The sequence below is a fragment of the Actinomadura sp. 7K534 genome (assembly GCF_004348575.1).
Taxonomy (GTDB): Bacteria; Actinomycetota; Actinomycetes; order Streptosporangiales; family Streptosporangiaceae; genus Spirillospora; species Spirillospora livida.
On record NZ_SMKB01000227.1, the window covers coordinates 1 to 11,419 of the forward strand.

The following is an 11,419-nucleotide window of genomic DNA, read 5'->3' on the forward strand; positions in this document are numbered from 1 at the left end:
GGGCGGGGACGGGCACCCCGGCGTCCCGCCGCATCTTCGTGGCCTTCGCGCCGGCGACGAGGAGCTCGATCTCCTGCTTGACGGAGCCGAGGCCGGTGAGCGCTTCGAGTTCCGCCATCGGGTCGGCGCCGGGGGAGTCGAACGAGGCGGGGACGTCGGGCCGCTTGACGACGAGTTCCTCGCCGGGTTCCGTCCGTTCGCGGACGGACTCCACGACGATGTCGGCGAGCCGCTGCGCGAGGCGGGCGTTCCGCAGGTTGCGGACGGGCGGCGTGCCCACGAGAAGCTGGCCCGCGGCGGTCAGGGCGCGCTTGTGCGCGCGCGCCCCGCGCTGCTGGACGGCCCGGTTGAACAGCTCCGCGTAGCCCTCCGCGGTGAACGGGCGCGTGCGGGCGACCTGGAACCGCAGGGCGAGCCCGGGGTTGACCTCCCGGATCCGGTCGTCGCCTCCCGGTTCGCACAGCGCGACGACGTGGAGGTCGTCGTGGACGTCGAGTGCCCGGTGCAGCTGTTCGAGGATGGCCTCGCCGCTGCGGTCGTCCTTCGACATGTCGTCGAGGCCGTCGATGACCATGAGCCGCACCCCGGCGCTGTCCCGCGCGTCGTTGTGGAGGTGCACCGTGGCGGCGGAGACCTCCTTGGCGGCGAAGAAGTCGCCGGCCAGCCACAGCGGCGGGTCGGCGAGGCCGTGCCGCTGGACGAGCCGGACGATCTCCTGGGCGGCGTCGCGCTTGCCGGTGCCGTCCGGGCCGACGATCATCAGCCGGACCGGCCCCGGCCCGCTCGCGATCTCCTCCAGCGCGGCGACGACCTCCGGCTGGCCGACGAGGTCGGTCTCCACCTTCACGCGGGTGCGGGCGCCGCCGCGCGGCCGGGACCCGCCCGTGCTGAGGCCCGTGCCGAGGCCTGCGGCGAGCGGGTTGACGATCCGGCGCCGGGGGGTGAACAGGCGGCGGACGTCCTCCTCGAACCCGGCGACCGGGACCCACACGGGGTCGGGCCTGGCCGGCACGCCGGGCAGTCCCTGGACGGCCGCGGTGAAGCGGACCGCCATGTCGAGCCAGCCGCGGCAGACGTCGATCGCTCCGGCGCCGAGGCCCCGCGCGAGCCACGCCCACTCGTCCACCGACCACGCGTCCGCCTTGAACGAGCCGCGCCTGTCCTCGAAGCGCCCGAGCAGCTCGGCGTACCGGTCCTCGGTGAGGACGACGGCCAGTTCGGCGGGGACCTGGCTCTTCCCGGCCTGCAGCAGCAGGTGGACGAGGAGCTGGTCGGCGTCCTCACCGTGCGGGGCGATCTCGCGCAGGTGCTCGTGGACGGGCAGGAGGCCGGAGCACACCCATTCCAGGTAGCCGATGGGCCCGTGCAACTCGGGCAGGGCGTCGAGGACGCCGTCGTCGGCCTTGGCCGTCCACAGGTCGCGCCGGCGCTCCGCCGAGAGGCCGAGCCAGTCGCCGTCCGGCGGGTCGCCGTACAGCTCGGCGATGGCCTGGCGGCGGCGCTCGAAGGGCTCCAGGCCCTCGAAGACGCCGAGCGACTCGCGCGCCAGGGTGAGCGCCAGCTCCTGGTCGCGGCAGTCCTCCAGCCATTCGAACGGCCGGAACTCCCCGGCGAGGCCGCTCCAGGAGCCCAGCTTCTTCGGGTCGAGCGGCGTGCTCATGAAGCGGCCGAACAGCTCGTGGTACAGCTTCGTGAAGGGCCCGGAGTAGACGGCGCCGGCGCCCGGCAGGTAGGCGAGCACGCTGATCAGCTCGGCGGCGATCAGCGGCGCCGGGTTCTTCATCATGCCGTGCTGGCCGGTGGTCAGCGGGGCGCAGCGCGGATCCGCCACGAAGGCGTCGATGCGGCCGCGGATCTCGTCGTACAGCCCGTCCGGTACGCGCCACGGGCCGTGCGCGTACAGGTCCATGACGGGCTCGTCGGACACGAGAAGTTCCAGATGCTCCGGCAGCCGCACATTCTCCCCCTCTGGCACACCCAATTGGGCGGCACAGCCTAACGAGGGGGACCGACGAACACCGAGGCGTGGAGAATAACGGCCCATTTTCACCACAAGGCGTGTTCTGTCACATTGTTCACAACTTAGGGGCGGTCCAGGGGGCTCGTCCGGCCGCTCAACTGGGTAGGTATCCGAAGATTCGGTTCGCCCGCCGACCAGGTACCGCTCACCGCCGAGGCTCAGCGCCGAGCCCGGGAGGCCATCGGATGCGGGCGGACGCGCCCGAAGCCGTCTCCTGGGAGAGATACGTGATCAGAAAGCTGCTCGTCGCCAACCGCGGTGAGATCGCCGTGCGCGCGCTCCGCGCCGCCTATGAGCTGGGCATCGCCAGCGTCGCCGTGTACGCGCACGAGGACCGGCTCTCGCTGCACCGGCAGAAGGCGGACGAGGCGTACGAGATCGGTGAGCGCGGCCACCCCGTCCGGGCCTACCTGGACGTGGACGGCATCGTGGAGACCGCGCTGCGCGTCGGCGCCGACGCCGTCTACCCCGGCTACGGGTTCCTGTCGGAGAGCCCCGAGCTGGCCGAGGCGTGCGAGCGCAACGGGATCAAGTTCGTCGGGCCGCCGTCGTCCGTGCTGAGCCTGGCCGGCAACAAGATCGAGGCGGTCGCGGCGGCGCGGCGCGCGGGCCTGCCGGTGCCGCGCTCGGCGACGCCCGAGCCCGGCGCGGAGCTCGCGGCGGCCGACGAGATCGGGTTCCCGCTGTTCGTGAAGGCCGCGGCCGGCGGCGGCGGGCGCGGGCTGCGCCGCGTCGACGACCGGGCGGAGCTGGAGGCCGCCGTGGACGCGGCGCGCCGCGAGGCGCAGAGCGCGTTCGGCGACCCGGCGGTGTTCCTGGAGCAGGCGGTGGACCGGCCCCGCCACATCGAGGTTCAGGTCCTCGCCGACGGCGCCGGGAGCGTCGTCCACCTGCGCGAGCGCGACTGCTCGGTGCAGCGCCGCCACCAGAAGGTCGTGGAGATCGCGCCCGCGCCGAACCTGGACGCGGAGGTCACGCGGCGGCTCTGCGAGGACGCGGTCAAGTTCGCGCAAGAGGTCGGCTACGAGAACGCGGGCACCGTCGAGTTCCTGGTGAACGACCGGGGCGAGCACGTCTTCATCGAGATGAACCCGCGGATCCAGGTCGAGCACACCGTGACCGAGGAGGTCACCGGCATCGACCTGGTGCAGAGCCAGCTGCGCATCGCGGGCGGCGAGACGCTCGCCGACCTCGGCATCGTCCAGGAGGAGGTGACGGTCAGCGGCTTCGCCGTGCAGTGCCGCATCACCACCGAGGACCCCGCCAACGACTTCCGCCCCGACACCGGCAAGATCTCGGCGTACCGGTCGCCGGGCGGCGCGGGCGTCCGGCTGGACACCGGCACGGCCTACGGCGGCGCGATCGTCAGCCCCCACTTCGACTCGCTGCTGGTCAAGCTGACCTGCCGCGGCCGGACGTTCGAGGAGGCGGTGCGGCGGGCGCGCCGGGCCGTCGCCGAGTTCCGCATCCGGGGCGTCGCGTCCAACATCCCGTTCCTGCGGGCGCTGCTCGACGAGCCGGACTTCCGCACGGGCGGCGTCACGACCGCCTACATCGCCGAGCACCCCGAGCTGCTCACGGCCCGTTCCAGCGGCGACCGCGCGACGCGGCTCGTCCGGTACCTGGCGGACGTCACCGTCAACAAGCCGCACGGTGACGCGCCCACCGACCTGGACCCCGCGACGAAGCTTCCGCCGCTCGACGCCCACGGCCCGTTCCCAGAGGGCTCCCGTGACCGGCTGATGGCTCTCGGCGCGCGCGCGTTCGCCGAGCAGCTGCGGAACCAGAGCGCCCTGGCCGTCACCGACACCACGTTCCGGGACGCGCACCAGTCGCTCCTGGCCACGCGAGTACGCACGTACGACCTGCTGTCCGCCGCGCCCTACCTCGCCCGCATGACACCGCAGCTGCTCTCCCTGGAGGCGTGGGGCGGGGCCACCTACGACGTCGCGCTCCGCTTCCTGGGCGAATCGCCTTGGGACAGGCTGGCCGCGATCCGTGAGGCCGCCCCGAACCTGTGCATCCAGATGCTCCTGCGGGGCCGCAACACCGTCGGATACACGCCGTACCCCGATTCGGTGGCCCGCGCGTTCATCCGCGAAGCGGCCAGTACGGGAGTCGACATCTTCCGTGTGTTCGACGCCCTGAACGATGTGGAGTGCATGCGTCCCGCCATCGACGCCGCGCTCCAGACCCACGCGCTCGTAGAGGGAACCCTCTGCTACACCGGCGACCTGTCGTCCCCGGACGAGGGGCTCTACACCCTCGACTACTACCTGCGCCTCGCAGAGCAGCTCGTGGAGGCCGGGGTGCACATCCTGTGCATCAAGGACATGGCCGGCCTGCTCCGCGCCCCCGCCGCCCGCACGCTGGTCGCGGCCCTCCGCGAGCGTTTCGACCTGCCCGTCCACCTGCACACCCACGACACCGCCGGCGGCCAGATCGGCACCTACATCGCCGCCATCGAGGCGGGTGTCGACGCCGTCGACGGGGCCGCGGCCCCGCTCTCGGGCACGACCAGCCAGCCGCCGCTCCAGGCGATCGTGGCCGCCACCGACTTCACCGACCACGCCACCGGGATCGACCTGGACGCGCTGACCGTCATGGAGCCGTACTGGGAGGCCGTCCGGAAGCTCTACGCGCCGTTCGAGATGGGCCTCCCGTCGCCGACCGGGCGCGTCTACGAGCACGAGATCCCGGGCGGCCAGCTGTCCAACCTGCGGCAGCAGGCCGTGGCGCTCGGGCTCGGCGACCGCTTCGAGGAGATCGAGCGGCTGTACGCGGCGGCCGACAAGATCCTCGGGCGCCTGGTGAAGGTCACCCCGTCCAGCAAGGTCGTCGGCGACCTGGCGCTGCACCTGGTCGCCGCGGGCGCCGACCCGGACGACTTCGCCGCCAATCCCGACCGCTACGACATCCCCGACAGCGTCATCGGGTTCCTGAACGGCGAGCTGGGCGACCCGCCCGGCGGCTGGCCCGAGCCGTTCCGCACCAAGGCCCTGGCCGGACGCCAGTACACGACGTCTCATTCTGGGGGGTCGACCCCCCAGGCCCCCCGGCAAGTGCGTGGTGTACGCGCCGAACTCACCGGCGCGGAGGAGAAGGCCCTGGCCGGACCCGAAGTCCGCGACACCCTGGACCGGCTCCTCTTCCCCGGCCCGGCCAAGGACTACCGGGAGATGCGCGCGGCCTACGGCGACCTGTCCGTCCTGCCCACCGGCCCGTTCCTCTACGGGCTCCGCGCGGGGCACGAGGTCGCGTTCGACCTCGAACCCGGCGTGCGCGTCCTGGCCGGGCTGGAGGCGGTCGGCGACATCGACGAGGCGGGCGTCCGGCAGGTCATCTGCACGGTGAACGGGCAGCTACGGACGCTCTCCGTCCGCGACAAGTCCGTCGTGTCCGACGCGCCGCCGGTCGAGCGCGCCGACCCCGGCGAGCCCGGCCACGTCGCCGCGCCCTTCGACGGCTCGGTGACCCTGCGCGCGGCCAAGGGCGACCAGGTCGCGGCCGGCGACGTCGTCGCCACCATCGAGGCGATGAAGATGGAGGCCGCGATCACCGCCCCGATCGCCGGGACCGTGGCCCGGCTCGCCGTGCCGGAGACGACCCCCGTCCAGGCGGGTGACCTCCTGCTGGTCCTCCAGGCGTAGCCGGAGCGGGCGCCCTCCGGAGGAGGGCGCCCGCCGCAGTGGTCGACTGGGTGGCCGACAGGTGGCGGCCGCGAGGGATTATGCCGCCGTGCGGCCGGGTACCGAGATCGCGTGAGCCGTTCCCTCCCGGCCGGGGATGCACCCGGGCAGAAACCTGGTCGAGCACCAGCTGGACGAGCAAAGGACACCATCCTGAACGCCAGCCACGCTCGGAGCGCGTCCAACCGCGCCACCGTGAACCTCGTCGACCCGATGAAGGACTACCTCTCCCGCATCGGGCGCACCGCGCTGCTCACCGCCGAGCAGGAGGTCGAGCTGGCCAAGCGCATCGAGGCCGGGCTCTTCGCCCGCGAGCGCCTCGAACGGCTCGGCGACGAGCTCAGCCTCCAGGACCGCGCCGACCTCGAATGGATCGCCGCCGACGGGAGCCGCGCCAAGGAGCACATGGTCGAGGCCAACCTCCGCCTCGTCGTCTCCCTCGCCAAGCGCTACATGGGCCATGGCCTCCCGCTGACCGACCTCGTCCAGGAGGGCAACCTCGGGCTCATCCGGGCCGTGGAGAAGTTCGAGTACCGCCGCGGCCTGAAGTTCTCCACCTACGCCGTCTGGTGGATCAAGCAGGCGATCAGCCGCGCGCTCGCCGACCAGAGCCGCACGATCCGCATCCCCGTCCACGTCGTCGAGGTCCTCAACCGGATGACGCGGGTCCGGCGGCGGATGGCGCAGGACCTCGGCCGCGAGCCGACGTCGCGGGAGCTGGCCGTCGAGCTGGACGTCACGCCCGAGAAGGTGGAGTGGCTGCGGCGGCAGGCCCGCGAGCCGCTGTCCCTGCACACCCCGCTCGGCGAGGACGGCGACGGCGAGCTCGGCGACGTCATCGAGGACCCGGACGGCGGCGACCCCGCCGACGTCGTCGCGTCCTCGATGCTGCGCGGGCGCCTCGACGCGGTCCTGGAGACGCTCACCGAGCGGGAGGCGGGCGTGATCTCGATGCGGTTCGGCCTGGCCGGCGGCGAGCCCAAGACGCTCGAAGAGGTCGGCAAGGTCTACGGGGTGACGCGCGAGCGCATCCGGCAGATCGAGTCGAAGGGCATGCACAAGCTGCGCCACCCGTCCCGCCGGGAGACCCTCGCCGACCTGCTCGGCTGACCGGCCTCCCGGGCCGGACGGGTCAGACCAGGTCGGACGGGTCGGTGTTCGCCCCGCACAGGACGACCACCACGCGTTCGCCGGGCGCGGGACGGTAGGCGCCGGTGCGCAGCGCGGCGACGGCGGTGGCGGTCCCGTGCTCGACGACCAGCCGGTACTCGTCCCAGACGAGGCGGCGCGCCGCGACGATCGCCTCCTCGGAGACGAGGACGGGCCGCACCCTCGTCCGGGACGCGACCGAGAACGCGATGTCGCCGAGCCGGGTGGCGCCGAGGGAGTCGGCGGCGATCCCGGAGACGTCCACGGCGACCGGGCGCCCCGCGTGCAGGGCGCGTTCGAGGGTGGGGATGCGCTCGGGCTCGACGCCGACGACGCGGGCGCGGCCTTCCAGGGCGGTGGCGACGCCCGCCATCAGCCCGCCGCCGCCGACCGCGAGCAGCACGGTGTCGACCTCGCCGCCGGTCTGCTCCAGGATCTCCAGCCCGAGCGTGCCCTGCCCGGCGCACACCTCCGGCAGGTCGTAGGCGTGGCAGGACAGCGCGCCGGTGTCCGCGGCGCGCTTGGCCGCGGCCTCCTGCGCCTGCGCGTACCGGGTGCCGACCTGGGTGACGGCCGCGCCGAGCGCGCGGAGCCGGGCGACCTTCACCGCGGGCGCCGTCTCGGGCACGAACACCTCGGCGGGGACCCCGGCCCGCGCCGCCGCGTACGCGAAGGCGAGACCCGCGTTCCCCCCGGAGGCCGCGACGATCCCGGACGCGGGGAGCCGTCCCGCCTCCCGCGCGGCCAGGACGTGGTTGAACGCGCCGCGCGGCTTGAACGACCCGGTGTGCTGCGTCAGTTCGAGCTTCAGCCACATCCGGGCGGCCGGCGCGAGCGGCGCCGGATCGACCTCCAGCAGCGGCGTCCTGCGGACATGGCCCGCGACGCGCGCCGCGGCGGCGTCGACGTCCGAACGAGCGATCACCGGTTCCCCTCTCCCTCTCCGGCCCTGGCGGCGCGGTCCAGCAGGATCTTGCGCTCGGCGGCGTTGCGGGTGAGCTCCGCGGCGCGTTCGAACTGCGCGCGGGCCTCGGCCGCGCGGCCGAGCCGGGCGAGCAGGTCGCCCCGCACGCTCGGCAGCAGATGGTAGCCGCGCAGGGACGGCTCGTCGGCGAGCTCGTCGGCGACGGCGAGGCCCTCGGCCGGGCCGTGCGCCATGCCGACCGCCACCGCGCGGTTCAGCTCCACGACGGGGGACGGGGCGACGCTCGCGAGGATCCCGTACAGGGAGGCGATCTGCGTCCAGTCGGTGTCCTCGGGCGCGGGCGCCTGCGCGTGGCAGGCGGCGATCGCGGCCTGCAGGACGTACGGGCCGGGCGGCTCGCCGATGGCCTTCGCGCGGAGCAGGGCGGCGAAGCCGCGGTGGACGAGGAGGCGGTCCCAGCGGCCGCGGTCCTGGTCGAGGATCGGGACGGGCTCGCCGGACGGGCCGGTGCGGGCCCTGGTGCGGGACGCCTGGATCTCCATCAGCGCGACGAGCCCGTGCACCTCGGGCTCCTCGGGGGCGAGCCCGGCGAGGATCCGGCCGAGCCGCAGCGCCTCCTGGCACAGGTCCGTCCGCACCCAGTCGTCGCCGGACGTCGCCGTGTAGCCCTCGTTGAAGATCAGGTAGAGGACCTCCAGCACCGAGGACAGCCGGGCGGCGCGGTCCGGGCCCTCGGGGACCTCGAACGGGACGCCCGCGTCCGACAGGGTCCGCTTGGCGCGGACGATCCGCTGCGCGACGGTCGGCTCGGACGTGAGGAACGCCCGCGCGATCTCGTCGGTGGTGAGCCCGCCGAGCATCCGCAGTGTCAGCGCGACCCTGGCCTGCGTGGACAGGACGGGGTGGCAGGCGGTGAACACCAGGCGGAGGACGTCGTCCTCGATGTGCTCGTCGTCGGGGACGTCGATCTCCGGCGGGGCCTGCGACTCGGTGTCGCGCCCGATCTCCGCCAGCTTGTCCTCATAGCGGCGCTGGCGGCGGATCCGGTCGATGGCGCGGCGCTTGCCGACGGCCATGAGCCAGGCGCCCGGGTTGTCCGGGACGCCCGACTCAGGCCACTGTTCGAGCGCGGCGACCAGCGCGTCCTGCGCGAGTTCCTCGGCGAGCCCGATGTCGTTCACCATCCGGGCGAGACCGGCGATGATCCGGGCGGCCTCCAGCCGCCACACAGCATCGATGCTCGCGTGCACGTCCGAGGCCCCCACGCTGCCGATGAGAGCACCCGCACCGGCCGCCGCGCAAGTCCGGCCCTCAGGCCCCCGGCATGGGGTCCTCGGGGCCGAAGACCTGCTTGATGACGCCCGCGCCGTCCCCGACGATCTGCCAGAACCGCTTGGACAGCTCGATCGCCTCCTCGCGGCTGCGCGTCTCGATCAGCGCGAAGCCGACGACGGCCTCCTTGGCCTCGGTGAACGGGCCGTCGGTCACGGTGACCTTGCCGCCGGACGAGCTGATGCGGGTGCCGCCCGGCTCCAGCCCGCCGGTGGCCAGCAGCACCCCGGCCTTGGACATCTCCTCGATGAACTGGCCCATCTCCATCTGCAGCTTCTCGTCGGGCGGACCCTGCTCGCCGGTGTCCGTCGTCATCATCAGGAACCGCATCGTCGTCTCCCTGTGTTCGCGGGCCGGTCCCTCCGGCCTCGCTGACGCGTCGAAGAAGGAGTGACCGGATCGACATTCCTTCCGACTTCTTCCAGATTTTTTCCGAGACGCGTATCGTTCCAGGTCGGGAGGGCGCCGGTGGCGGAAGCGCAACATACCCGCCCGAATCGCCACAAACTTGACATCCTGCCCCGGTGGGCAAGTGGGGAACTTACGAGTAACTTCTCTGGGTGGAAAGGTTCTTGCGCGTCGGAGGAGGCGTTCCGTGGCAGATCCGGTGACTGGTGCCGTGGGGTGCGGGTCGTGAGCGCGGGCGAGCCTCCGGACGAGGCGGCCCCGGTCGCCCCCGCGCAGGAGTACCGGACCGCCGGCCCGACGGTGCTGCGGATGCTGGTCGGCGCGCAGCTGCGCCGCTTCCGCGAGGCCGCCGGGATCTCCATCGAGGCCGCCGGATACGAGATCCGGGCCTCGCACTCCAAGATCAGCCGGATGGAGCTGGGCCGCGTCGGCTTCAAGGAGCGCGACGTCGCCGACCTGCTGACCCTCTACGGCGTGACCGACCCGGAGCGCCGCGAGCCGCTGCTGGAACTGGCCGAGTACGCGAACGTCCCGGGCTGGTGGCAGGAGTACGGCGACGTGGTGCCCGGCTGGTTCGAGCCCTACCTGGGGCTGGAGCAGGGGGCCGTGGTCGTCCGCGTGTACGAGGTGCAGGAGGTCCCGGAGCTCCTGCAGACCGCCGACTACGCCCGCGCCCTGATCGCGGTCAGGCACCCGGATGCGTCCGGGGACGAGGTCGAACGGCGGGTCGAGCTGCGGATGCGGCGGCGCCGCGTGTTCGACCGCCCCGACCCGCTGAAGCTGTGGGCGATCCTCGACGAGGCGGCGCTGCGCCGCGTGGTCGGCGGCGCCGAGACGATGCGCGCGCAGATCCGGTACCTCATCGAGATGGCGGGCCGGCCGAACATCACGCTCCAGGTCCTGCCGTTCTCCGTCGGCGGCCACGCGGCCGAGGGCGGCCCGATGACGCTGCTGCGGTTCGCCGAGCCCGACCTGCCCGACGTCGTCTACCTGGAGCAGCTCACCGGCGCGCTCTATCCCGACCGGGCCTCCGACATCATCCGGTACCGGGACGTCCTGAACCGCCTCGGCGTCCAGGCCGAGCCGCCGACCCGCACCCTCGCCATGCTCCACGACATCCTGGACAGCCTCCGCTGACCGCCGTCCGGCCCGCCGGACGGGCGAAGGCCGGGCACGCCCCCCACCGGAGCCGCCCGGCCGCCGCGTGCCCGCGGTACGGCTACTTCGCGACTGGCCGGTAGGTGGCGATGATGACGCCGGTCTTGAACGTCCTGGTGTCGGCCAGCTCGAACGACGCCGAGAAGTCCCGGAGGCCGAGCATCCCCTCCGGGTCGTCTTCGCCGACGAGCACCGGGTGGATCCACAGGCGCAGCTCGTCGAGCAGCCCGTGCTCCACGAGCGTCCGGGACACCGGACCGAAGCCGTACTGGAGGATGTTCCGGCCGTCCCGCTCCTTCAGCTTGGTGATCTCCGCGACGGCGTCCGCCCGCCGGATGGCCGTGGTGTCGCCCCAGCCCGGCTTCCGCAGCGAGTCGGACACGACGTAGTGGGGGTAGGTGTTCATCCGGACGCCGAACTCCCCGGTCGCCTCCTCCATGGCCGGCCATGCCTGGGAGAAGCCGTCGAACGTCCTGCGGCCCATGAGCAGCGCGTCGCAGGAGTACAGGAGTTCCTGGGCGTAGGCGGCGGCCTCGTCCTGGAAGTAGGCCGACGTCCAGTTCTGCGGGTTCCCGATGACGCCGTCGAGCGAGACGTACGTCGAATTGATGATCTTGCGCATGGTCGCCTCCGTGGCTTGGATCGTGCGCCTTCCGGCTCGATGGAACCACCATGCGCCACACCGTTTACGGCATTCTTACGGTCGCTTTCCGCCGGGGTTGTCGGGCGGGGTTGTCG

General features: G+C 73.0%; 7 protein-coding genes and 1 pseudogene. 3 read left to right on the top strand and 5 right to left on the bottom strand.

Going from position 1 to position 11,419, the window contains the following annotated elements:
• The coding region (locus E1266_RS30180) for an ATP-binding protein (protein ID WP_132052804.1) at positions 1-1,957 on the bottom strand (1,957 nt) is incomplete at its 3' end.
• A gap of 290 nt (positions 1,958-2,247) precedes the next feature.
• Between E1266_RS30180 and E1266_RS30185 the strand changes: the two genes are divergently transcribed.
• Together E1266_RS30185 and E1266_RS30190 are read left to right on the top strand one after the other, a co-directional pair.
• Positions 2,248-5,670 carry a pyruvate carboxylase gene (locus E1266_RS30185; protein ID WP_132052806.1) on the top strand — a complete coding sequence of 1,141 codons (3,423 nt, stop codon included), beginning with the start codon at positions 2,248-2,250 and terminating at the stop codon, positions 5,668-5,670.
• Between the two features lie 246 nt (positions 5,671-5,916).
• Positions 5,917-6,819, top strand: a pseudogene (locus tag E1266_RS30190) (RNA polymerase sigma factor); the annotation flags it as partial.
• Between the two features lie 22 nt (positions 6,820-6,841).
• On the opposite strand, the gene E1266_RS30195 reads toward E1266_RS30190, so the two are convergent.
• The 3 genes from E1266_RS30195 to E1266_RS30205 form a co-directional block, all read right to left on the bottom strand.
• Positions 6,842-7,783: a threonine/serine dehydratase gene (locus E1266_RS30195; protein WP_132052808.1), complete on the bottom strand. Its 942-nt coding sequence runs from the start codon at positions 7,781-7,783 to the stop codon at positions 6,842-6,844.
• Positions 7,780-8,967 carry an RNA polymerase sigma factor gene (locus E1266_RS30200; RefSeq protein WP_243719063.1) on the bottom strand — a complete coding sequence of 396 codons (1,188 nt, stop codon included), beginning with the start codon at positions 8,965-8,967 and terminating at the stop codon, positions 7,780-7,782. The genes E1266_RS30195 and E1266_RS30200 overlap by 4 nt, the downstream gene beginning before the upstream one ends.
• A gap of 127 nt (positions 8,968-9,094) precedes the next feature.
• A complete protein-coding gene (locus tag E1266_RS30205) occupies positions 9,095-9,445 on the bottom strand; it encodes a YciI family protein (protein ID WP_132052810.1) in 351 nt (116 codons plus the stop codon).
• Positions 9,446-9,832: 387 nt separating this feature from the next.
• Between E1266_RS30205 and E1266_RS30210 the strand changes: the two genes are divergently transcribed.
• Positions 9,833-10,660, top strand: a complete 828-nt coding sequence (locus E1266_RS30210; protein ID WP_132052818.1) for a helix-turn-helix transcriptional regulator — start codon at positions 9,833-9,835, stop codon at positions 10,658-10,660.
• Between the two features lie 82 nt (positions 10,661-10,742).
• Here E1266_RS30210 and E1266_RS30215 read toward each other — a convergent pair whose 3' ends face one another.
• Entirely contained in the window at positions 10,743-11,303 is a 561-nt protein-coding gene (locus E1266_RS30215) for a dihydrofolate reductase family protein (RefSeq protein WP_132052812.1), read from the bottom strand.
• Positions 11,304-11,419: the final 116 nt, after the last annotated feature.

What these genes read in the sequence shown, in the direction of transcription:
- E1266_RS30200 (WP_243719063.1), bottom strand. Translation starts at nt 8,967, where the DNA reads ATGGTGAACGACATCGGGCTCGCCGAGGAACTCGCGCAGGACGCGCTG.
- E1266_RS30205 (WP_132052810.1), bottom strand. Translation starts at nt 9,445, where the DNA reads ATGCGGTTCCTGATGATGACGACGGACACCGGCGAGCAGGGTCCGCCC.
- E1266_RS30210 (WP_132052818.1), top strand. Translation starts at nt 9,833, where the DNA reads ATGCTGGTCGGCGCGCAGCTGCGCCGCTTCCGCGAGGCCGCCGGGATC.
- E1266_RS30215 (WP_132052812.1), bottom strand. Translation starts at nt 11,303, where the DNA reads ATGCGCAAGATCATCAATTCGACGTACGTCTCGCTCGACGGCGTCATC.